Origin of the sequence: uncultured Christiangramia sp., from assembly GCF_913046405.1 — a bacterium.
GTDB classification, from domain to species: Bacteria; Bacteroidota; Bacteroidia; order Flavobacteriales; family Flavobacteriaceae; genus Christiangramia; species Christiangramia marina.
In genome coordinates, this window is sequence record NZ_CAJWRQ010000042.1 from 1 (window position 1) to 23,729 (window position 23,729).

The 23,729-nt window shown below is 39.7% G+C and carries 22 protein-coding genes; 10 read left to right on the forward strand and 12 right to left on the reverse strand.

Features of this window, described 5'->3' with window-relative positions; all coding sequences use genetic code 11:
• Positions 1-1,154 (reverse strand): molecular chaperone DnaK (dnaK, locus tag QZ620_RS07225; protein ID WP_295180329.1); only part of this gene is annotated, 1,154 nt, incomplete at its 3' end.
• A gap of 217 nt (positions 1,155-1,371) precedes the next feature.
• Here dnaK and QZ620_RS07230 point away from each other — a divergent pair.
• Positions 1,372-2,805, forward strand: coding sequence for an L-serine ammonia-lyase (locus QZ620_RS07230; RefSeq protein WP_295180330.1), 1,434 nt, complete (start codon positions 1,372-1,374; stop codon positions 2,803-2,805).
• A gap of 64 nt (positions 2,806-2,869) precedes the next feature.
• On the opposite strand, the gene QZ620_RS07235 is transcribed toward QZ620_RS07230, so the two are convergent.
• Complete coding sequence (locus tag QZ620_RS07235; protein WP_295180331.1) at positions 2,870-4,492, reverse strand: dihydroxyacetone kinase subunit DhaK; 1,623 nt, start codon at positions 4,490-4,492, stop codon at positions 2,870-2,872.
• A 168-nt stretch (positions 4,493-4,660) separates the two neighbouring features.
• Between QZ620_RS07235 and QZ620_RS07240 the strand changes: the two genes are divergently transcribed.
• Positions 4,661-5,347 carry a CPBP family glutamic-type intramembrane protease gene (locus QZ620_RS07240; RefSeq protein ID WP_295180332.1) on the forward strand — a complete coding sequence of 229 codons (687 nt, stop codon included), beginning with the start codon at positions 4,661-4,663 and terminating at the stop codon, positions 5,345-5,347.
• 248 nt (positions 5,348-5,595) lie between these two features.
• The gene (locus QZ620_RS07245; protein ID WP_295180333.1) at positions 5,596-6,621 is read left to right on the forward strand and encodes a formylglycine-generating enzyme family protein; all 1,026 of its coding nucleotides are present in this window, start codon (positions 5,596-5,598) and stop codon (positions 6,619-6,621) included.
• Here QZ620_RS07245 and QZ620_RS07250 read toward each other — a convergent pair.
• The gene (locus tag QZ620_RS07250; protein ID WP_295180334.1) at positions 6,618-7,064 is read right to left on the reverse strand and encodes a nuclear transport factor 2 family protein; all 447 of its coding nucleotides are present in this window, start codon (positions 7,062-7,064) and stop codon (positions 6,618-6,620) included. The genes QZ620_RS07245 and QZ620_RS07250 overlap by 4 nt on opposite strands.
• Before the next feature lie 65 nt (positions 7,065-7,129).
• Here QZ620_RS07250 and panB point away from each other — a divergent pair, with 65 nt between their 5' ends.
• From panB to QZ620_RS07265, 3 genes are all read left to right on the forward strand, one after another.
• Positions 7,130-7,948 (forward strand): 3-methyl-2-oxobutanoate hydroxymethyltransferase, encoded by an 819-nt coding sequence (panB, locus tag QZ620_RS07255; protein WP_141877328.1) that lies wholly within the window; start codon positions 7,130-7,132, stop codon positions 7,946-7,948.
• Positions 7,949-8,009: 61 nt separating this feature from the next.
• A complete protein-coding gene (locus tag QZ620_RS07260) occupies positions 8,010-8,714 on the forward strand; it encodes an RluA family pseudouridine synthase (protein ID WP_295180335.1) in 705 nt (234 codons plus the stop codon).
• Positions 8,715-8,764: 50 nt separating this feature from the next.
• Positions 8,765-9,610, forward strand: a complete 846-nt coding sequence (locus tag QZ620_RS07265) for a neutral zinc metallopeptidase (protein WP_295180336.1) — start codon at positions 8,765-8,767, stop codon at positions 9,608-9,610.
• Between the two features lie 59 nt (positions 9,611-9,669).
• Here QZ620_RS07265 and QZ620_RS07270 read toward each other — a convergent pair whose 3' ends face one another.
• Together QZ620_RS07270 and QZ620_RS07275 are read right to left on the reverse strand one after the other, a co-directional pair.
• Complete coding sequence (locus tag QZ620_RS07270; protein WP_295180337.1) at positions 9,670-10,545, reverse strand: DMT family transporter; 876 nt, start codon at positions 10,543-10,545, stop codon at positions 9,670-9,672.
• Between the two features lie 8 nt (positions 10,546-10,553).
• Positions 10,554-12,098 carry a hypothetical protein gene (locus QZ620_RS07275; RefSeq protein WP_295180338.1) on the reverse strand — a complete coding sequence of 515 codons (1,545 nt, stop codon included), beginning with the start codon at positions 12,096-12,098 and terminating at the stop codon, positions 10,554-10,556.
• 148 nt (positions 12,099-12,246) lie between these two features.
• On the opposite strand from QZ620_RS07275, the gene QZ620_RS07280 reads away from it, so the two are divergent.
• Genes QZ620_RS07280 through leuB form a run of 4 tightly spaced genes read left to right on the forward strand, consistent with a single transcriptional unit; the run spans position 12,247 to position 16,550 of the window.
• Positions 12,247-13,419, forward strand: a complete 1,173-nt coding sequence (locus QZ620_RS07280) for a 2-isopropylmalate synthase (RefSeq protein ID WP_295180339.1) — start codon at positions 12,247-12,249, stop codon at positions 13,417-13,419.
• Positions 13,420-13,425: 6 nt separating this feature from the next.
• A complete protein-coding gene (gene leuC, locus QZ620_RS07285) occupies positions 13,426-14,808 on the forward strand; it encodes a 3-isopropylmalate dehydratase large subunit (protein WP_295180340.1) in 1,383 nt (460 codons plus the stop codon).
• Positions 14,808-15,425, forward strand: coding sequence for a 3-isopropylmalate dehydratase small subunit (leuD, locus tag QZ620_RS07290; RefSeq protein WP_295180341.1), 618 nt, complete (start codon positions 14,808-14,810; stop codon positions 15,423-15,425). The genes leuC and leuD overlap by 1 nt, the downstream gene beginning before the upstream one ends.
• A 9-nt stretch (positions 15,426-15,434) precedes the next feature.
• Positions 15,435-16,550, forward strand: coding sequence for a 3-isopropylmalate dehydrogenase (gene leuB / locus QZ620_RS07295; protein ID WP_295180342.1), 1,116 nt, complete (start codon positions 15,435-15,437; stop codon positions 16,548-16,550).
• A gap of 64 nt (positions 16,551-16,614) precedes the next feature.
• Here the strand turns inward: leuB and argH are convergent, their stop codons facing one another.
• From argH to QZ620_RS07330, 7 genes are all read right to left on the reverse strand, one after another.
• Positions 16,615-17,892 carry an argininosuccinate lyase gene (argH, locus tag QZ620_RS07300; RefSeq protein WP_295180343.1) on the reverse strand — a complete coding sequence of 426 codons (1,278 nt, stop codon included), beginning with the start codon at positions 17,890-17,892 and terminating at the stop codon, positions 16,615-16,617.
• Positions 17,893-18,054: 162 nt separating this feature from the next.
• The gene (locus QZ620_RS07305) at positions 18,055-19,125 is read right to left on the reverse strand and encodes a M20 family metallo-hydrolase (protein WP_295180344.1); all 1,071 of its coding nucleotides are present in this window, start codon (positions 19,123-19,125) and stop codon (positions 18,055-18,057) included.
• A complete protein-coding gene (argB, locus tag QZ620_RS07310) occupies positions 19,125-19,925 on the reverse strand; it encodes an acetylglutamate kinase (protein WP_295180345.1) in 801 nt (266 codons plus the stop codon). The genes QZ620_RS07305 and argB overlap by 1 nt, the downstream gene beginning before the upstream one ends.
• The gene (locus QZ620_RS07315) at positions 19,913-20,860 is read right to left on the reverse strand and encodes an N-acetylornithine carbamoyltransferase (RefSeq protein ID WP_295180346.1); all 948 of its coding nucleotides are present in this window, start codon (positions 20,858-20,860) and stop codon (positions 19,913-19,915) included. Before QZ620_RS07315 ends, argB begins: the two co-directional genes overlap by 13 nt.
• A gap of 62 nt (positions 20,861-20,922) precedes the next feature.
• Positions 20,923-22,077 (reverse strand): aminotransferase class III-fold pyridoxal phosphate-dependent enzyme, encoded by a 1,155-nt coding sequence (locus tag QZ620_RS07320; RefSeq protein WP_295180347.1) that lies wholly within the window; start codon positions 22,075-22,077, stop codon positions 20,923-20,925.
• Between the two features lie 2 nt (positions 22,078-22,079).
• Positions 22,080-22,874: a pyrroline-5-carboxylate reductase gene (gene proC, locus QZ620_RS07325; RefSeq protein ID WP_295180348.1), complete on the reverse strand. Its 795-nt coding sequence runs from the start codon at positions 22,872-22,874 to the stop codon at positions 22,080-22,082.
• Positions 22,875-22,932: 58 nt separating this feature from the next.
• The coding region (locus QZ620_RS07330; protein WP_295180349.1) for an Asd/ArgC dimerization domain-containing protein at positions 22,933-23,729 on the reverse strand (797 nt) is incomplete at its 5' end.

Consider the following 23,729-nt stretch of genomic DNA (forward strand, 5'->3'; position numbering starts at 1 on the left):
AGCAATACATCTTTTACATCTCCTGTAAGTACACCACCCTGGATAGCAGCACCAATTGCCACAACCTCATCTGGATTTACACCTTTAGAAGGTTTTTTTCCGAAGAAAGCTTCAACTTCTTCCTGAATCTTAGGAATACGAGTTGATCCACCAACAAGAATTACCTCATCAATATCGCTCTTGGAAAGACCTGCATCGCTAAGTGCCTTTTTCACCGGCTCCATAGATCTTGTAACAAGTTCAGAAGCTAATTGCTCGAACTTAGATCTTGTAATAGTTTCTACAAGGTGTTTTGGTCCACTAGAAGTTGCAGTTACGTATGGAAGGTTGATTTCTGTTTGAGTAGAAGATGATAATTCGATCTTCGCTTTCTCAGCAGCTTCCTTCAAACGTTGAAGTGCCATTGGATCTTTTCTAAGGTCAATATCTTCTGCTTTCTGGAAGCTATCAGCCAGGTAGTCGATCAATACTTCGTCAAAGTCATCTCCTCCAAGGTGAGTATCACCGTTAGTAGATAGTACTTCAAATACTCCATCACCTAGTTCAAGAATAGAGATATCAAATGTACCACCACCAAGGTCATACACAGCGATCTTCTGATCCTGAGATTTTTTATCCAATCCGTAGGCAAGTGCTGCAGCGGTTGGTTCGTTTATAATTCTTCTTACTTTAAGACCTGCGATCTCACCAGCTTCTTTCGTTGCGTGACGTTGAGAATCATTAAAGTATGCAGGCACCGTAATTACAGCTTCCGTTACATCATGTCCAAGATAATCCTCAGCAGTTTTCTTCATTTTCTGAAGCACCATTGCTGAAAGTTCCTGCGGAGTATAAAGACGACCATCAATATCCACACGTGGAGTATCATTATCACCTTTAGTTACCTTATAAGGTACTCTACCCGCTTCTCTTTCAGATTCAGAGAATTTGTTCCCCATAAATCTTTTAATAGAAGCAACTGTTTTAGTAGGGTTAGTCACCGCCTGACGCTTTGCAGGGTCACCTACCTTTATTTCTCCACCTTCTACAAATGCAATTACAGATGGTGTTGTTCTTTTTCCTTCGGCATTAGGTATCACTGTTGGCTCACTACCTTCCATTACGGCAACGCAGGAGTTAGTGGTACCCAAGTCAATTCCAATTATTTTACTCATAACTATATAACTTGTTTTATGTTAGTTTATCAATTTTACACTCACTTGAAGTCAATCATTATGCCAGCGCTTTTCTTATGACAGACTGTCATTTTTAAAATTTAACCCTGTCATTAATGACTTATTCTCTCTTGATTCCTTCGGAATATAATTTTCGCAATTATATATGGGCAGCATTATCAATTCCTTACTTTTGTGCTCAAATAATATTATCTGAATGCGAAAAATCGAATGCATTAGTGTTTTTGATATGCTGAAGGTGGGCGTTGGTCCATCCAGTTCTCATACTCTTGGACCATGGCGCGCAGCACAACGCTGGATCGCTGAATTAAAGTCTAAAGAAAGGTTCGACCAGGTGGAGAAGATTCATGTAGATCTCTATGGATCTTTAAGTCTCACCGGGAAAGGTCACGCCACAGATATTGCTACGGTTCTGGGATTGCTGGGACATGATCCTGTTACTATGGATATCGAGATCCTTGATTCCGAAATTAGCAATGTTCGTGAAACCGGCAGATTATTATTAAATGGAGAACGAGAAATAGAATTCTCTATCACAGAAAATATAAAATTCAATAGAAAGTTTCTCGAATTTCACCCTAACGGAATGACATTTCGAGCATGTCTATTCAATGGCAAGAAAACTTCTTCTTCGTTTTATTCCATTGGAGGCGGATTCGTGGTTAAAAAAGAACGTAAGAACGCCAGCAAGAAAATGAAGAATTTTCAGAATTTCCCTTTCTCCATTGAAAAGGCAACTGAATTATTGGCATTTTGTAAACAGGAAAATAAAACCATATCAGAAATTGTACTTGAAAATGAACGTTCTCTGCGTACAGACGAAGAGATCGATGAAAACTTCAAACAGATCTGGAATGTAATGCTGGAGTCCATGTATATTGGATGTCATACTGAAGGAACACTTCCCGGTGGTCTTAACGTGAAACGACGCGCTTTTGAAATGCATCAGCGTTTAATTGGTGATACTTCCTATACTAATGTAGAGGACTGGATTCCCGCCATTCGACAAACCGAAGTGAAATTCCGCCAGATCCTTAAATGGGTTACCTGCTTTGCTTTAAGTGTAAATGAAGTTAATGCATCCCTGGGAAGAGTCGTAACTGCACCCACTAACGGTAGTGCGGGAACTGTGCCAGCTGTTTTAATGTATTACCTCTGTATCGAAAATCACGATGCTACCTACGAGGATATCAAAAGATTTATGTTGGTTGCCGGCGAAGTAGGAAGCCTTTTCAAAAAAGGAGCTACCATTTCTGCAGCGATGGGCGGTTGCCAGGCTGAGATTGGAGTTTCCTCAGCAATGGCAGCTGGTGGCCTTACCGAATTGATGGGAGGAACCCCGGAACAGGTTTTAATGGCCAGTGAGATTGCCATGGAACATCATCTGGGTTTAACCTGTGACCCAATCGCTGGTTTAGTACAGGTTCCATGTATCGAAAGAAATGCCATGGGGGCGATCAAAGCAATCAATGCTGCTGAAATTGCTATGGAAAGTGATGCAAGTCGCGCCAAGGTTCCACTGGATAAAGTGATCGAGACGATGTGGGAAACCGCAAAGGATATGAATAAAAAGTATAAAGAAACTTCTGAAGGTGGTCTTGCAGTAAAAGTAAGCCTTAGTGATTGCTAATATTTAATATAAAACCCACCCTGATTATATTATATTTCAAGGTGGGTTATCACTTTAACTTCAATTATTTAATAGCTGCCAGTTTTTCGAAAACTCTGGCAACGACTTCTGCTCCCGGATCTGGAACATTTTTCAAACTATCTTCTGATAGATAAGAAGATCTACCAAATTTAGTATTGGTGATTTCTTTAGTGGCATCTGCACCTTTTCGTGCAGCCGACTTTACCTTCTCCATACTCTCACCATTTGCGATCGCTTCAAAAGCTGGTTGCAGGGCATCAATCATCGTACGCTCTCCTTGTTTCGCGCCACCGTAATCTTTCATTTTATCCAGTCCGCTTAATAGAGCTTTTCCCAGGTCATCATTTTCTTTCAATGCGTTTCCAGCTCTGGTAAATAAGAGTGAAAAAAGTACACCGCTAGATCCTCCTATTTCTCTGGAAAATATTCTTCCTATACTTATAAATAGTTCCCAGTTTTTAGCATATGGCAACCTGTCAATAACTTCCAGTACATTATTACCAGCACTGGCAAAGGTAGAACCAGCATCACCATCTCCTACTTTTTCATCCAGAGCATTGATCTCATCTTTCATGTCGATCAATTCTTCAGCAATTTCCTTAAGCAACTTCTTAGTGCTGGCATTTTCCGAAGATTCAAATGGAAGCGTTTCCGGAAGTTCCGGACTTTTAATGGAGCTGGCTTTTCCAAATTCGCTAATAAACCAGGATGCTGGATCACAGGTTGCCAGTAAAGCTTCACTAATCTCTTCATTCAGTTTCACGACAGAAATGGAAAAACCTTTCATGTTCAATGATGTCATAAAACTTCCGGGGCCTACCAGCAGTTTTACATTCTTCGCCATTGAAGTTTTGCTGAAAGAATTCAGTAATACATTCATTTCAACCGGAGTTACACTTCCAAGATTATTTAAAATAAGCGCATACTCAGCTCCGCTTGTATATTCCTGAAGCTTGTTCACAGCGGTATTCATAAGCTCATCAGCTTTTGCCACATCTATTTTATCAACTCCTGGTTCCCCGTGAATTCCAAGACCCAGTTCAGCTTCAGATTCATCTAAACGAGAATCTTCTTTTCCCTGGAATTTCTGTCCTTCCTCTAACGAAAGACCAATGGAATAAGAATTTTGCGCAACTCTTCTCACTAGCTCTAAAATCTCTTCAAGAGACTTTCCTTCTTCAGATAAATATCCAGCCGATTTATGCACGAAAAGGGTTCCGGCTAATCCTCTTTGTTCTGTATCTTCTCCCAAAGCTACATCATCTCCTACGATGATTGTTTCAACTTTATAACCCATTTCCCTGGCCTGCTCTGCTGCAAGACCAAAATTAAGTCTGTCTCCTGTATAGTTCTTGATTACCAAAAGACAACCTTTATCTCCTGCCGTCGCTATAATTGCTGAAAGCACTGCATCTACCGAGGGAGAAGCAAAAATATCACCACATACCGCTGCCGTAAGCATTCCCTTCCCAACAAATCCAGCATGAGTTGGTTCATGACCAGATCCACCGCCAGAAATAATTGCTACTTTCGATTTATCCCAATCCTTCCGCAGAACTACACGAACCTCAGGGAAATTATCCAGTCTGGTAAGCTTAGGATTGGTGAGCAATCCTTCTATTCCCTCATTTACAACCTGATCTGCTTCATTTATAAAAAACTTCATAATCCTATTTTTCTTAAAGATAAAAAACACGAAAATCTAAGCTTTTTGATGAGCCTTAATCTATTCATAAAGTTTTCAGAGTAGCAATGAACATTGAGCTTATTTTACTTTATAAAATTTATTTCCGTAGTTGCTCTTCTTATATTGCAGACTCAAATGTTACTATAAATGCCGCCAGAAGCCAGCCTGAGGTTTAAAATTTTCAACCTGCTCACTAATTTCGGAAAGATGCTGGGTTGCTATTTCCTTTTTTTCATACTACTGGCTGCTTTTCAATCTACATTTCCATCTTTTGATTACGATAAATATCAGCAAACCGAGATCTTCGAATTATTAAAAACACAACCGTGGAAATTTGCTTTTATGGCGGCCATTTTCGCTCCGGTCATCGAAGAAGGTATATTCCGAAGTTTACTGAAACCTACAGAATTTAGCCTCAAATTCTTTTTATGCTGTGTTCTATTTATGATTGGTATCGCACTAATCCCGGAAGAAGCGCATTGGAGTCTCAAATACGGTGTCCTCGGCGGGACCTTACTGCTTGCCTTTTATGCCCTGGGGGAGTTAATCCCGGAACATATATTTAGAAAGACCTGTTACTGGCTACATCGATATTATTTGATCAACTGGATCCTAGGTGCTATCATTTTCGGTTTTGTTCACATTTTTAATTATGTAGACACTTTTCAAATTGACCTGATATTATTCATTATGATCTTTCCTCGTATCATCGCAGGCTTTTTCTTCGGAAAAATAAAATTGGAGAATCACGGCCTAATCTGGCCAATGTTAATGCACAGTATGAATAATTCTATGGTACTGCTTTTTATACTCCCTCTGAGTCTCTCCAATTAGTAAACCTAAAGTCTCTACTCTTAATTTTCCTTACTTCTGAAATTAAAGAAATAAAATTCTTGAGGTCGTATGAATTATAAAAGAAGCCTGGAAAAATATTTCCAACTGCGAACAGGGACGACGTCTCGCAAGTGGCTTGTAAAAGTCTATTGCTTTGAATGTGCATGTTGGTGTAAAACCGTATACTAAAAGCATTTATTTTCCGGTTTTTTTATGTTTATATTTGAAACTCATTCATCAGGACAAGCGTGAAAAAATTCATCTTCTTATTCTTAATATCAAGTCTTCTATTTACATCGTGTAAAGAAGAAGAATCAAATGGCCCCATCCAGGCAGTAGAACCTCCTGAAACCCGTAAGGTTTCAGATTATCATAAACAATATCTTAAGGAGATTTCCTATATCAAAAGCAGAGCCGACTCCTCCTCTACCGAAAACATGATCAAACTTGATGGTGGAGAATATTTGATGGGTGGAAAATCTGAAGAGGCTAAGCAAAATGAATTACCAGTTCATAAAGTGGAGATCAAACCTATTTATGTAGATAAAACTGAAGTTACCAATGCCGAATTTGCTCAATTCGTTGAAGCTACCGGTTATGTTACAACTGCAGAGAGAAGTTTTGAGCTCAAAGGAAATACCTACGAACCAGGAGCGTTGGTTTTTGATCCCTATAACCCCGAATGGTGGTGGAAATTTGTAAAAGGTGCGAACTGGAAACATCCCCAGGGTCCCGATTCTTCTATTGAAGGTAAGGAGAACTATCCTGTGGTGCAGGTTTCCTGGTATGATGCAATGGCATATGCTAAATGGGCCGGTAAAAGGCTACCAACAGAAGCTGAATTCGAGTATTTTAATAGCGCAGGTCGAGATTCTCTTACTTACCATTGGGGAAATGATTTTGATATTGCCGCACAACATGCGAATTTTTACCAGGGTGAATTTCCAAAAAAGAATACTGTAGAGGATAATTTTGAAAAGATGGCACCTGTAAAAAGCTTTCCTGCAAATGACTTTGGCTTGTATGAAACTACAGGAAACGTGTGGGAATGGTGTCTGGACACCTATCATCCCGATGCTTACTCCAGAACTTCTGAAATGAAGGATGGATATTTTAAACACTACTACAACATGGAGCAGGAAAAAGTGATACGCGGTGGTTCCTTTTTATGTGCTGAAAGTTATTGCAGCGGCTATCGTGTTGCGGCGAGAATGAGTTCGGTTCCAGATACTGGCTTGGAGCATACTGGTTTTCGATGCGTAAAGGATATTTAGTTGCAATGCTGCTTGGTCCGGGAATCCATTAGAAATATGATCTTCCAGTCACCTTCCATCTTCACCATATTGAAAACGTTGATGCCGCAGTGTGATTTCTCACCATTAAAAAAAAAGGTATAAGGCGTTGTGACTGTCGCCAGCAGTCCGTTTTCTTCTATTCTATACTCGTATATTTTTTCTTCAAATTTCACATTCTTCGGAATGGAGGCAATACTTTTTACAAATTCTGAATAAGCTGAAGTACTGATAGTTGTTTTACCTTCAGAATTCATACTTACAGATTTCAGCTGAAGTGATTCCGTAGCAAAAGTTTTAAGCTTTACGGTATCCTGCTCATGAAAAGCCTCGAAAAAATCGAACACCAATTGCTTTGGATTGTTCGATTGTGCATGGCTATTGACGCAAATAAAAATAAACGCCAGAAACATTAAGTTTTTCATAAGTCGTGGATTATTGACAGTGCTCCACGAATTTACTACTTTTACTGAAATTAAAATTTACGCGAATGTCGGTTGCCAAAAAACAGTACAAGAGAATAACAACAAAATCACTGGTAGATATGAAGTCGAACGGTGAGAAGATCAGCATGCTTACAGCATACGATTTCACCATGGCTCAGATCGTGGATGGCGCCGGTATCGATGTGATTTTGGTAGGTGATTCTGCAAGTAATGTAATGGCGGGTCATGAGACCACCCTTCCTATTACCCTGGACCAGATGATCTATCATGCAACCAGCGTTGTAAGAGCAATCAATCGTGCCCTGGTGGTTGTGGATCTTCCGTTTGGAAGTTACCAGAGTGATCCTAAGGAGGCTTTGCGCTCTGCAATAAGGATCATGAAAGAAAGTGGTGGACATGCAGTAAAGCTTGAAGGTGGAAAAGAAGTTAAAGAAAGTATCAAAAGGATCATGCATGCGGGAATACCAGTAATGGGACATCTCGGACTAACACCACAATCCATCTATAAATTTGGAACTTATACGGTTCGTGCAAAAGAAGAACAGGAAGCAGAAAAACTGAAGGCTGATGCCCTGATGCTTGAAAAAATTGGATGTTTTGCTATTGTTCTTGAAAAAGTGCCTGCCAAACTAGCCAAAGAAGTTGCTGCAAGTCTAACCATCCCGGTGATTGGGATTGGAGCCGGTAATGGTGTGGATGGTCAGGTATTGGTTGTTCACGATATGCTTGGTATGACCCACGAGTTTAATCCAAGATTCCTTAGAAGATATGCAGATCTTCATGGAGAAATGACCAAAGCTTTTCAGAATTACAGAGATGATGTGAAAAGCAGCGCATTTCCTTCAGATGATGAACAATATTAGACTTAAAATATAGTATTGATCGATTGATTGGATCGTTCTAATTCTTTACAAAACTTAACTATTGAGTTCAGATAAAATAATTTCCACAAAGGATAATTTGCAGGTGCTTCACGAGGATAATCATATTATTATCGTCAACAAAAGACCGGGTGATATTGTCCAGGGAGATAAAACAGGTGACAAACCACTTTCTGAAGTGGTCAAAAGCTATATCAAAGAAAAATATAACAAGCCAGGAAATGTTTATTTAGGGGTTGTTCACAGGCTTGATAGACCTACCAGCGGCATCGTACTATTTTCAAAAACTTCCAAAGCACTTCCAAGACTCAATAAATTATTTCAGGATAAGGATGCGAAGAAGACATATTGGGCCGTGGTCAAAGAAAAACCGCCAAGAGAAAGTGATGAGCTTATTCATTTTATGAAAAGGAATTCCAAACAGAATAAATCCTATGCTCATAAAAATGAAGTTCCAGATTCTAAAAAAGCAGTCCTTGACTACAAATTGATTAAAGAACTCGATCGTTATTATGTACTGGAGATAGCCCTTCACACGGGTAGACATCACCAGATCAGGAGTCAGTTATCTGCAATTGGAAGCCCTATAAAAGGAGATCTTAAATATGGTTTTGATCGTAGCAACCAGGATGCCAGTATCCATCTTCATTCCAGAGAACTCAGGTTTATACATCCCGTGAAAAAAGAGGAGATTCATATCACAGCTCCTCCTCCAAAAGATCCTATCTGGGATGCAATTATGAAATAATTAGAATTTACATTCTGCCTTTTTACTATTTTTAACCAAAATATCTAAATATGAAATGGCAAGGTCGTAGACAAAGCGGGAATGTAGAGGATCGCAGAGGTTCCTCTGGTAAAGGTAAATTAATTGCCGGTGGTGGAATTATAGGTGTAATTTTCGTTATTGCGCAGTTTATTCTTAGCGATGGTGATGTTTCAGTTTTACAACAACTGGAAGGATCTGGCGGTTCCCAGACTGAGTCCCGTGAACTTACTGCGGAAGAAAAGGAGATGGGAGAATTTGTCGCTACTGTACTTGCCGATACTGAAGATGTTTGGAACGATATTTTTGCTGAAAATAATATGAATTACCAGGAACCTGGTCTTGTGCTTTTTAGCGATGCTGTACAAACAGCTTGTGGTGGTGCATCTTCTGCAAGCGGACCTTTCTACTGCCCTGCTGACCAGAAAATCTACATGGACCTTACTTTTTTCGATCAGTTGAGACAAAGATTTGGTGCCAAAGGTGGTGACTACGCGGTTGCCTATGTTATGGCTCATGAAGTAGGTCACCATGTCCAACATTTGATGGGAACGGCTGGAAAAGTTCGTAATCTTCAGCGGCAATCGAGTCAGACTGAAGCTAACGAACTATCTGTAGCGCTTGAGCTCCAAGCCGATTTTTATGCAGGAGTATGGACGAAGGAGAATCAGCAGTATTTGAGTGAAGGAGATATCGAAGAAGCGCTGAGTGCCGCGAATGCTGTTGGTGATGACGCAATACAGAAACGAACCAGTGGAAGAGTAAATCCAGATTCGTTTACTCATGGAACTTCAGAGCAACGTAAAGCCTGGTTTATGCGCGGATACAGAACCGGAGATATTAGACAGGGAGATACTTTTAAAGAAGTTTTAAATTAACTCAAATTCAATAAAATCGAAAGCCACTTATTGCAGTGGCTTTTTTTAATCCTGAAATATTAATTTTTACTTCTAAGTGAACTAAGACTTTCTATAATAACGGCACTTATAATGAGTGAACCACCAATCATGGTTTTTGCTGAAGGGATCTCATTTAGAAAGATAGCGCCAAGCGCGATTCCATAAACAGGTTGTATACTACTCATGATACTCGCCGCAGTTATGCTAAAATTCTTAAAGCTCTTCAGAAATAAGGTATGCCCAATACAGGTTGTAAGCAAAGCAAGCGTAAGCAGTGGTTTCCATTGTTCCAGAACTTTATCAACTTCAGAATAAAAGAAAGCAGGAGACAGTACTAAAGCGACCACCAGTATCTGGTAAAACATTAATGTGGAACCATTATAACGTTCGATCTCTTTTTTCATTAGTAAATTCCGAAGAGAATAAAATACTGCAGATGCAATTCCGAAGAGTACGGCGATAAAGGAGTTATTCTCCAGATCGAAATCGGGACTTAGAAAATACACACCGAACAGCACTAAAAATCCCAGGGCGACATGGATCTTATTGAATCGGGTTTTGAATAATAGTGGTTCCAGAAACGCAGTGATGACCGGATATGTAAATAAAGATAACAAGGCGATGGCAACGCTGGAATATTTCAGGGAATAGAAATAGGTTACCCAGTGCGCTCCCATAAGCAGTCCGCCAGAAATAACTTTTAGAACATCCTTTTTCGAAGCAATCTTTAGGCTTATTCTTTGCCATTGGCAGTACATATAAAATATAACAGCTGCCAAAACACAGCGATAGAAAATGGTGATTATGGGATCTAATGTGATATAACGACCTAAGGCTCCAGATGTGCTTATAAGCAACACCGCCAGGTTGAGCATTAGAATATTCGAAATATTGGTAGACTTTGGTGCGGTCATATCTGAATTTAACGCGAAGATGCGGCAGTTTTTTGCTGAATGATAGTTTTTACCGGAACATTTTCAATATTACTTTCCAGCCAGCTAATGATATCCAGATATAAAAAAGCTCTTCTCTCATAAGGATGTTGCTCAAAAACTTTGAGAACAGCATGTAGTTTTTTGAATTCGTCCCTGATATCCAGTGGCGAAACATCCGGTAGCTTTCGTAGAAATTTGATCATTTCCTTCTGAACCTCATGCAGATCGTTCATTCTAATAAGAAACTTGTAGGTGGATTTCACAAGATGATCCAGATGATAATCGAGCCCGGCCTCATAATGTGCTACAAGATTAAGAATTCGAGAGAAACACATAAGATCTTCCCGCATTCCCAGTGATTTATTAGTGATGATCTTTTTAAGAAAAGCGATACATTTCTTATTATCCCCATCCCCAAAGTACAAACAGGCGATCTTGTAGTAGAATACCATGATGTGGTGCTCATCCAGCCTGCCCTTGAATTTTGTGATCTTATCCGTAATCTTTTTGACGAGCTCCTGGTTATCTCCAAACTCACCTTTCATAAACTTTAAATTCAATTTATTGGAATAGATGTAGAGAAAAGAAAGTGCCGCAATATTATCATTATGTGGGATCTGTGCATCTCGTAAGGAACTTTCTAATTGGATCAAAGTCTTTTCAAAAAGCTCTGTATGATTCAAATAAAACAAAGATTCCAACAGGTAATGATTTCCTTTTAGATAAGAAACAGGATGCACGGGGATCATATGATCATATTCTACGAAAAGTTCTTTCCATTTCATCGAATAGCGGTAACAGCCCAGAAAATCCTGAATTAGAAAACTATACCACATATGGGATTTATAAACCCATAATTTCTCTCTGAAACCAAGTTCAGAAAATGTATAATTGGGAAGTTGCTTTTTAAAATATTGCTTAATGGAAATGGCTTCTTCTTCTGTACGACAGTATCCCTGTTTCAAAAATATTGCATATAGTTCCAGAGAAAGATTTGATAGGTCTCCCCATAGTGAATTTAGCGCGCTGATCTCCCGGGTTTGACGAATAAGAATATCTGCCCTGTTATTCATACTCCGGGTGATATATTGCGACTCGATGATCTTTTCCAGTTCCAAAACTTCGTAAGCAAGGTTCTTCTCTTCAAAATTTAGTGCCAGTAATTTCACTTTTTCCAGCAACTTTAAGCTCTGCTTATATAAACCTTTGTGATACAAAATATAGGCGAAATCCAATTGTTCCCGAATTTGAACGGGAATACTCTGGTGTGCTGGATTCAGTCTTAGAGAAATTAAAAGCTGCTTGTAAAGATGCGTTTTGACGTTGGAAAGCTGAAGCTTCGTAATACTGGTATTTTCAAGAATTTCAGCTTCATTATATTTTTTCTGTTTTGAGATTACTTTATATAAATTCAGAAATTTTGAATCTGAATTCACCCCAATTCTTCCAACATAAAGCGAAAACTGTCTTTTTTCTGAAGCAGATAAGGATTTGATTAAAGAAAACAGGTTTTCGGTTAGATCATTGGTCATTGTAAAAGCAGGTTTACTAGTTAATTGTAATTCAGTTAGTTATATACTTTTTACTTTGTTTTAATTACTGTAACATGTTGGGACTATGACCAGAAAACTTGTAGTGAGACTGATACATTAGTTAAAGATAAAGCAAAATAAATCTCACATGCGTACTGAAAAGGTAGAAATTTTTGACACTACATTGAGGGACGGAGAACAAGTCCCCGGCTGCAAATTGAATACGGAACAGAAGAAGAAGATCGCTGCACGACTCGATGAACTTGGTGTTGATGTTATTGAAGCAGGCTTCCCGGTTTCAAGTCCTGGTGACTTTCAATCTGTTACCGAAATCTCAAAACTCGTAAAAAATGCAACGGTTTGCGGACTTACCCGCGCCGTAAAAAACGACATCAAAGTTGCTGCAGATGCGCTCAAATATGCCCGAAAGCCCAGAATCCATACAGGGATTGGAACTTCAGATTCTCATATAAAATATAAGTTCAAGTCCAGTCGTCCAGAGATCATTGAAAGAGCTGGTGAAGCCGTAGCTTATGCTAAAAGCTTCGTAGACGATGTTGAATTCTATGCGGAAGATGCTGGAAGGACTGAAAACGAATTCCTGGCAAAAGTTTGTACCGAAGCCGTTAAAAGCGGTGCTACCGTAATAAATATTCCAGATACTACAGGTTATTGCCTACCGGAAGAATATGGCAGAAAGATAAAATACTTAAAAGAAAATGTGGTTGGGATCGAAAATGTGATCATCTCCTGCCATTGTCATAATGATCTTGGACTGGCTACTGCCAATGCAATTGCCGGTATTACCAATGGAGCCAGGCAGATAGAATGTACCATCAATGGGATTGGAGAACGTGCTGGGAATACAGCTTTGGAGGAGGTCGTCATGATCTTAAGACAACATCCATATCTTGATTTGAATACAGATGTTAATCCGCAATTGCTATACGACACCAGTAATATGGTCTCGAGAGAGATGGGTATGTTCGTACAACCAAACAAAGCCATCGTGGGTGCTAATGCGTTTGCGCATAGTTCTGGAATACACCAGGATGGAGTCATCAAGAATAGAGAAACATACGAAATCATTAATCCAGCCGATGTCGGGGTCACCGAGTCGGCTATTGTATTAACTGCCCGTAGTGGCAGAGCGGCGCTTGCTTACAAAGCCAAGAAAATGGGTTATGATCTAACAAAAATAGAGCTGGATCATGTTTACTTAGAGTTTTTAAGCTTTGCAGATGCTAAGAAACAGGTGGCAGACACTGATATTCATACGATCATGGATATCTTCAAAAAGAGTTCACGAGCAATTGCCTGATTTGTTATGAAGAAAACATTATTTGATAAAATTTGGGATTCGCATGTTGTGGAAAGCATTCCTAATGGGCCGGACATCTTGTATATCGATAAACATTTGATACATGAAGTGACCAGTCCTCAGGCATTTAACGAGTTGAAGGAAAGAAACATCCCCGTATTTCGGCCGGAACAGATCGTGGCTACGGCAGATCATAATACGCCAACCCAGGATCAGCATTTACCGGTCAGGGATCTTTTATCCCGGAAGCAACTAAAAGAGCTGAGTCAGAACTGTGAAGAGAACAATATTACGCTTTATGGCCTGGGACATCCTTATAATGGGATCGTTCATGTAATGGCTCCGGAGCTGGGACTCACTCAACCTGGCATGACCATAGTTTGCGGTGACAGCCATACTTCTACTCATGGCGCTTTTGGAACGATTGCCTTCGGAATAGGAACCAGCCAGGTAACTCAGGTTTTTGCAAGCCAGTGTCTACTGGTAGAAAAACCAAAAAAGCTTCGGGTTAATGTGAATGGTAAACTGAAGAAGGGAGTTTTACCTAAGGATGTAATCCTGTACATAATCAGTAAACTGGGAACAAATTCAGGTACCGGTTACTTTTGTGAGTACGCGGGAGAAGTGTTTGAAGAAATGTCTATGGAAGGCCGGATGACGGTTTGTAATATGAGTATAGAAATGGGAGCGCGTGGTGGCCTTATTGCTCCAGATCAAACCACGATAGATTACGTGGAAGGCAGAGAATTTGCTCCTAAAGGCGCTGAATTTGATAAAATGACCGCTTACTGGGAAACATTGAAAACTGATCCGGAAGCAGAGTTTGACCAGGAATATTCGTTTGAAGCTGAAGACATTGAACCCATGATTACCTATGGAACAAACCCGGGAATGGGAATTAAACTCACCGGCAGCATTCCTGTGGAAGGAAATAAAAGCGATGCCAAGGCTTTAGCCTATATGAATTTCAAGCCGGGCGAGATTTTACTGGATAAACCTATTAATTATATTTTTATTGGTAGTTGTACGAATTCCAGAATTGAAGATTTTAGAGTTGCGGCCTCTTATATCAAAGGAAAAAAGAAAGCAGAAAATGTAAATGCATTGATCGTTCCCGGAAGTCGACAGGTAGCCATACAGATCAAAGAAGAAGGACTGGACAAGGTTTTTGAAGAAGCCGGTTTTACTTTAAGACAACCAGGATGCTCAGCATGTCTGGCAATGAACGATGACAAGATCCCTGAAGGAGAATATTGTGTATCTACCAGTAATAGAAATTTTGAAGGAAGGCAGGGACCCGGTTCCAGAACAATTCTGGCAAGTCCACTGACCGCCGCAGCGACTGCTATTTCAGGAAAGATTTCAGATTATACGCTAACATTGAACTAATGGAGAAATTTATAACACTTACAGATACCGCCGTTCCTTTGGATGACGAAAATGTGGACACAGACCAGATCATTCCTGCCCGTTTTCTAAAAGCGACAGACAAAGCAGGTTTTGGCGAAAATCTTTTTAAGGACTGGCGTTTCGATAAAAATGGAGATCCAAATGAAGATTTTGTATTAAACCAGGATAAGTTTTCAGGTTCCATCTTGATCGCTGGAAATAATTTTGGATGTGGATCAAGTCGTGAACATGCCGCCTGGGCCATAAAAGCTTACGGTTTTAAAGCTGTTGTGTCCAGTTACTTTGCAGATATTTTTAAGGGTAATGCTTTGAATAACGGACTTCTGCCAGTTCAGGTAAGTCCAGATTTTCTTCATAAGCTGTTTATTTCAGTAGAGAAAGATCCGGAAGAAAAATTCATCATAGATCTTCAGAATCAATTTATAAAAATTGAAGGTTCTGCTGAAAAAGAACATTTTGACATAGATCCCTACAAAAAAACCTGCCTGATCAATGGTTACGATGATATAGATTTTCTAACAAGTAAGCTGCAAGCTATTGAGAAATTTGAGCAGAAACGTAAAGACATAGAACCTGTACCACAGGAAACCTTATAAAAATAGTGTATGAAATTTAATATAGCTGTACTTCCCGGAGACGGGATTGGTCCTGAAATAACACAGCAGTCAGTAAAAGTGCTGAAGGCTGTTGCAGATAGATTTGATCATGAGTTCAATTTTGAAGAAGCTGAAGTTGGCGCGGTAGCAATTGATAAGTTGGGGGATCCTTTGCCTGAGACAACACTGGAACTCTGTAAAAAATCTGACGCTGTGCTTTTTGGGGCGATTGGTGATCCTAAATATGACAATGATCCTTCGGCGAAAGTGAGGCCGGAACAGGGCCTGTTGCGACTAAGAAAAGAACTAGGTCTTTTCGCTAACATTAGACCCGTAAAAGCTCACGAAAGCCTTTTACACCAATCTCCGCTTAAAAGAGAAAATATTGAAGGAGCAGATATGATCATTTTCAGAGAACTTACAGGCGGAATATATTTTGGTGAGAAAAGCACATCAGAAGATGGTCAAAGCGCTTCAGATCTTTGCACTTATTCAGTAGAAGAAATTGAACGCGTAGCTCATCTCGCTTTTAAAGCTGCGGAAACAAGGAGGAACAAATTAACGCTGGTAGATAAAGCTAATGTGCTGGAAACATCTCGTTTATGGCGAAAAACGGTTACTAAAATCGCTAAGGAGTACCCTGAAGTAGCAGTGGACTACTTATTCGTGGATAACGCAGCCATGCAAATGATCCTGAATCCCAGACAATTCGATGTAATCCTAACCGAAAATATGTTTGGTGATATTATTTCAGACGAAGCGAGTGTTATTGGTGGTAGTATTGGCCTGTTGGAATCTGCTTCCGTAGGAAATGAAAATGCACTTTTTGAACCCATACATGGATCTTATCCTCAGGCGGCCGGGCAGGGAATAGCAAATCCTGTAGCTTCTGTACTTTCTGCTGCGATGCTACTGGATCATTTAGGACTTAAAACCGAAGCTGAAACGGTTAGGATGGCGGTAGATCTCAGCCTGAAACTAAATGTTTGTACTATAGATATTAATAAAGATAACCATTATTCGACCGAAAGGGTTGGAGATTTTCTGGAAAGCGTTATTAGTGACACTGAAAATCATATTGTAAATAAGGAAAATCTGAGTTTAGGTCAAACGACCATTATTTAAATTTTAGTTCATGTTTGTAGACAATAGCCTCCTGGAAATTTAGTTTTCCAGGAGGCATGTCGTTTTATAACTGTTGCAATTTTGTCCTGATCATATTTAATGAAAGATTATCCTTACTACCGGAATGAGTATGCTGCATGCCTTTGATAGCTTCATAAGTATCATTTTGGACCTGCTCTCCAATGATCTGGTATGCATCCCGAAATGACTTACCTCCTATCACGAGTTCGTTGATACTATCTACGGTAAACAGATATTTATATTTCTCATCCCTGATATCGATATTTTTTACAATGATCTTGCTGATAGAATAAGTGAAAACGTCCAGAATTTCTTTGATATTTTCTACCGCATAAATACTATTCTCTTTAATAAGCTGAAAATCCCTGTGATATCCACTTGGGAGATTATTAGTGATCAGGATCATTTCATTTGCGATCGCCTGCAGCTTATTGCATTTTCCTCTAACCAGTTCAAAAACATCAGGATTTTTCTTGTGCGGCATGATACTGGAACCGGTTGTCAATTCATCTGGAAAAGTGATAAAATAAAAGTTCTGACTCATATACAAACAAATATCCATAGCGAACCTGGAAAGTGTGTTTGCAAGAGATGAGATATTGGAAGTAACCGTTCGCTCACATTTCCCCCTACTCATCTGGGCCGCTACGACATTATACTTCTGGGTTGCAAAGCCGAGTTCCCTGGTGGTAAATTCCCTGTCTATAGGAAATGAAGAGCCATATCCGGCAGCAGAACCCAGCGGATTTTGATCCACGATCTTTAACCCGGCATCGAGTAAGTATAGATCATCAATTAATAATTCTGCGTATGCTGAAAACCATAAACCAAACGAGGAAGGCATCGCCACCTGTAGATGGGTATACCCGGGAAGTAGTTTTTCTTTATGTTCCTCTGCAAGGTTTAAAAGAACATCGATCAAATTCCTGGTCTTTGCAGAAATCTCCAGCAGGTTTTCTTTAAAATATAATTGCTGAGCCACTAAAACCTGGTCGTTCCTTGATCGGGCCGTATGAATCTTTTTTCCAGTATCTCCCAGTTTGGAAGTAAGTTCGTATTCGATTTTGGAATGCACATCCTCAAAATCTTCCTCGATCTTAAATTCACCGTTTTCGAGTTGGTGGTTCAATAGCTCCAATTCTGAAACTAATAAATCTACTTCCTGTACTTCCAGAATCCCTACTTTCCCAAGCATTTTAGCGTGTGCTGTGGACGCCTGTATATCATATTTAGCTAGATGCATATCGAGTTCACGATCGTTTCCCACGGTAAATTTCTCGATCTGCTTATCTATTGAAATGCCTTTATCCCAGAGTTTCATAGTTTTTATTTTATTATCCGTTATCCTGAACTGGTTTGACTTCGCTGAATTTCTTAATTCAAGATCTTATGAGAAGTTGAACAATTTCAGCCTAACATTATTACCATTGCTGCACTGATCTTGCCGCACTTTGACAGGCTCCGCGCAACAATTTCAGTGATATTATTTCCTAAGAGCTTTCTCAAGCAACTTTATATACTTTTCAATACCTTCTTCGATCTCCTTTACATAAATAAATTCATCAGCCGAATGTGATCTTGTAGAATCTCCCGGTCCTAATTTAAGGGAAGGACAGCTTAACATCGCCTGGTCTGAAAGTGTTGGCGAGCCATAAGTTTCCATCCCAATTTCAATTCCTGCCTTAACTAGGTCATGATCTATTGGGATCGAAGACGATTTTAATCTTAAACTTCTCGCAGTGATTTCATCTACTGGCGCTTTTTCTTTTAAAATCTGCTCGATCTCTGCATTGCTATATTTATCGTTTACCCTAACATCGATCACCAAATGCGTCTTAGCGGGCACTACATTATGCTGACTTCCAGCCTTGATTTGCGTGACCGTCACTTTCACTTTTCCCAGACTTTCAGAAACTCTCTCTAATTTAAAATTTTCGAACCAGTTAAGAACTTTCGCAGTTTTATAGATCGAGTTATCAGTATTTGGATGAGCCGCATGGGAAGGAGTTCCTTTTACTACGGCATCGAAAACGATAAGACCTTTTTCAGCTACTGCAAGATTCATCAGGGTTGGTTCCCCGACAATGGCAACATCTATCCTCGGTAATTTTGGTAATAGTGCTGCAATACCATTCTTTCCGTTAATCTCTTCTTCCGCGGTTCCGGCGAAAATGATATTATAACCTAAAATCTCATCAGAATAAAGATACGTGAATGTAGCCAATAGAGAAACAAGGCAGCCCCCGGCATCATTGCTTCCAAGACCATACAATTTACCATTCTCAATCTTTGCCTCGAAAGGATCTCTGGTGTAAGCTGAATTTGGTTTTACCGTGTCATGATGTGAATTGAGCAACAGGTTTGGTTTTGTATCGTCGAAATGCTTACTGGTCGCCCAGACATTATTGAGGCTTCGCTGATACGGAATATTGTGGTCTGTAAACCATCGTTCAAGCCAGTCTGCAGTTTTATCTTCTTCCCCTGAAAAAGACTGGGTCCTGATGAGGTTCTGCAATAGTTGCAATGCTTCCTTCTGAAGTTCTTTGATCTGCATTAGCTCACAATCTTTGTATGTGTTGCACCCTTTTTCAAAAGTTCAGCATCTCCTAAATAGACGGTTGAAACACCCCTATTAATGGCTTCAAAGCAATTATGAAGTTTTGGCAACATTCCATCTGTGATCACTTTCGAAGCTTTCAATTGCTGATACTTATCTGAATTCAATTCAGCAATTACTGAAGTATCATCATCCATATTCTTTAGAACTCCTTTCTTTTCTGAACAGTAAAAAAGCTGGGTTGTATAGATATTGCTCATGGCAATCGCTATTTCTGAGGCGACCGAATCTCCATTAGTATTCAGCAAAACTCCATCTTCCGTAGAAGAGATCGCTGAAAATACGGGCACGATCTCCTGCTTTAAAAGTGATTTGATAAATGCAGTATTCACTTTTACCACATCTCCAACCAGGCCGTAATCGATATCTTTAACTTCACGTTTTCTGGAAATTAATACGTTAACGTCTGCTCCGCAAAGTCCGATCGCGTTTTGTTTATTTCCCTGCAATTGTGCAACGATACTTTTGTTTAAAAGTCCGCCATAAACCATCGTGATCACCTCCATAGAATCCTTATCCGTAATTCTTCTGCCATCTACCATCTGAGTTTTAAAGCCTAATTTCCCTGCGACTTCAGTAGCCTTATTTCCACCTCCGTGTACAAGAATTTTAGGACCTTTCAGCTGAACAAAATCTTTCAGGAAAGAATCGAGCAGCTCCTTGTTTTCTATGAGCTTCCCTCCTATCTTAATGACATTAAGAACATCTGTCGCCGGATTGTGAACTATTTCGAGCATTCCAATAATTTTTTTAACACCGCCTGGGCTGCATAGGTTCTGTTATTCGCCTGCTGGATCACAATGGAATTATCACTATCCAGGATATCGTCAGCAATTACGACATTTCTCCTTACAGGAAGACAATGCATCACTTTTGCAGTATTGGTATTTTTTAATTTAGCCTGATCTACGGTCCAGTTTTCTTCCAACTCGAGTACCTGACCGTATTTTTCGTAACTACTCCAGTTTTTGACATACACAAAGTCGGCGTCCTCAAATGCTTTTTGCTGATCATGTTCAACACGAACGTCTTTTCGAATTTTTGGATCCAGATCATATCCTTCAGGATTAGCGATCACAAGATCAACTTCCATTTTCTGCATAACTTCAGTAAAAGAATTCGCTACAGATTGTGGTAAGGCCTTTGGATGGGGAGCCCAGGTCAATACCACCTTTGGTCGGGATTTCCCACTTAATTCCTGAATGGTGATCGCATCTGTTAAAGCCTGCAACGGGTGGCCAGTAGCGCTTTCCAGATTCACTATGGGAACTGAAGCGTACTGTTTAAAACTATTCATCACCACTTCAGTTTCATCCTTTTCCCTGTCTTTAAGGCCTGGAAATGCTCTTACCGCGATGATATCGCAATATTGTGAAAGTACCGCAGCTGCTTCTTTTATATGTTCTGCCTTGTCTGAATCCATAATCGCACCATCCTCAAATTCCAAGGCCCAACCATCTTTGTCAGCATTCATGACCATCACATCCATACCCAGTAATCTGGCAGCTTTTTCAGTGCTTAGACGGGTACGAAGACTTGGATTGAAGAATAACATCCCCAGAGTCTTACCTTTTCCAGGTTTGTCTTCTGAAGGATTCGATTTCATGGCTCGTGCGTCGTGAATCAAAGCTTTAAGATCCTCAATATCTGATAGGTTTATATAGTTTTTCATTCTTATATTTTTTCTGAAAACCGAAGTTTATGGACGATATAATTATTTTTCTGAAGTGCTCCTTAGGAAGTTTCAGAGCTTATTTTTTGATTTATCAATGCTTGCCGTAAAGCTTCAAAAAAGACCTGAAAATGTTCTTTCTGAATAGTTAATGGTGGTAGGATTCGGAGTAGTTTTTTATTGGATGATGCCCCGGTAAATATTTGGAAGTCAAATAATAGTTCCTTCCGAAGTGCAGCGATCTCAAAGTCAAACTCCAGTCCTATCATCAAACCACGACCTTTTATCTTTTTTATTTCTGAAATCTTAGCTGCTTCCTCCCGGATATATTCTGAAACTTCAGCAGCATTCTGCATCAGGTTTTCTTCTTTAATAGTATCCAAAACTGAAATCGCCGCAGCACAGGCGAGATGATTTCCGCCGAAAGTCGTACCCAGCATTCCGTAGCGAGGAGTAATTTTATTATCGATCAAAATTGCGCCCACAGGAAAACCATTCCCCATTCCTTTGGCCATACTAATAATATCAGGCCTGATTCCATGTTTCTGAAAAGCAAAGAAATCACCTGTTCTGCCATAACCAGACTGTACCTCATCTACGATTAGCATGACATTGTACTCCTTACAAATATCGGCTGCGGCCTTATAGAAACCGGAGTCTGCTTCATTAAGTCCGCCAACACCCTGGATCACTTCAAAAATAACCGCTGCAACATCCCCTTTCTTGAATTCAGTCTCTAATGCAGCTATATTATTAAATGCTAATCGGGTAGCCTTATGACCTTTATTAAATGGTGCTTTGATGGTTTCATTATCGGTAATCGCCACTACGCCAGAAGTTCTACCGTGAAAAGCATTCTCGAAATATATGATCCTGTCCTTGCCCGTATGGAAAGAAGCGACTTTTAGTGCATTTTCATTAGCTTCAGCTCCAGAGCTACATAAGAACAGCGCATAATCCCTGATTCCAGAAATTTCTTCCAGTTTACCAGCAAGTTCATTTTGCAGGGGATTTTTGATGGAATTGGAATAAAACCCAAGTTTCGCCACCTGAGTTTGTATGGCTTGTAAATAGTTTGGATGCGCATGACCAATCGAGATGACCGCGTGACCTCCATAAAGATCCAGGTATTTCCTGCCACTTTCATCATAAACATAGCAACCATCACCCTTTTCCGGGGTGATATCGTATAACGGGTAAACATCAAATAACTCCATAATTACTGGTCTGATATTGTATTAATCTTTTTAAAAGAGGCTTGTATTCCTTTAATGAGCGAAGAGCTCAGGCCGTTATGCTCCATCTCGTTAAGCCCTTCTATGGTGCAGCCTCTTGGAGTGGTAACCTTGTCGATCTCTTCTTCCGGATGTTTACCGGATTCTATCAAAAGACTGGCAGCTCCCAGGCAGGTTTGCATAGAAAGCTCCTGCGCATCTTTCGCATCAAAACCAAGTTGTACAGCTCCCTGAGTGGTCGCACGTATTAAACGCATCCAGAAAGCAACACCACTGGCACAAATTACCGTTGCTGCCTGCATTTTGTTCTCGGGAATGATAATACTTGTTCCCAGTCTGTTAAAAATAGCTTCTGCGATCTTAATCCTTTTTTCACCTGCTTCATTACTACACAAACAGGTCATGGATTTCCCAACAGCGATCGCCGTATTAGGCATTGACCTGATAATGTAATGATCCTGACCAATGATAGCTTCGATCCTGGGAATCTTAAAGCCAGTAACTGTTGAGATTAAAACATGCTTATCTGTAAGTTCATCTTTGATCTCCTCAAGAATGCGTTCAAACTGCGTGGGCTGAACGGCAAAGATCAGAATGTCAGAATTTTTTACTGCTTCAAGATTATCGGAAGTTACATGAACTTTTGCATATTCTTCAAAATCCAGGATATCTTCGATCTTTCTTTTACTTAGGTATAGCGTGGTAAACGCATTACTAAATATGAGGCCTTTTGCAATGGAAACACCCAGATTCCCTGCACCTATAATTGCTATTTTCATATCGCTTTAATTATCAATCATTCTTATGTAATAAATAACATCCTCCAACACTTTACTTTTAGAAATAACTTGCCTTTAGATTTAAACCTGTTTTCTCTTCAAAACCAAACATTAGATTCATGTTTTGAACAGCCTGTCCTGAAGCACCTTTCAGTAGATTATCGATCACACTTGTGATCAATAATTTATCATCAAATTTTTGCAACCTCAACAGGCACTTATTAGAATTCACCACTTGTTTTAAGTGCAATTCCTCTTCAGTAATGAAAGTAAACGCGGCATTTTTATAGAATTCGGAATACATCAATTTTGCCTCTTCTAGGTTACCTTCAAATTTTGTGTATGCCGTTGCATGAATACCTCTTGAAAAATTTCCTCTATTCGGAATAAAATTGATGGCGGCACTATGATTTTCCTGCAGCTGCTTTAGACTCTGCCCGATTTCCTGCAAATGCTGATGCTCAAAACTTTTATAAGCTGAAAAATTATTGTCTCTCCAGGTAAAATGTGTTGTTTTAGAAAGCGAAGTACCAGCACCGGTTGCACCAGTTACGGCATTCACATGGACGTCTTCCAGCAATAAACCTGCCTGTGCCAATGGAAGAATCGCCAGGCTAATCGCTGTAGCAAAACATCCCGGGTTCGCAATGAAACTGGCAGACTGTATTTTATCCTTATTTATTTCCGGAAGACCATAAACAAAAGTATGATCAATCCTTTCAGATGGTTGCTTGTCTTGTTTTTTCTCAATATTTTCATAATTATCTAAATTAACATTCCAATTATCAATTGCATATGATTCTGCTAATATTAATGCTTCATTTTGAGAAAGGGAGGTTATAAATAAATCTTCGG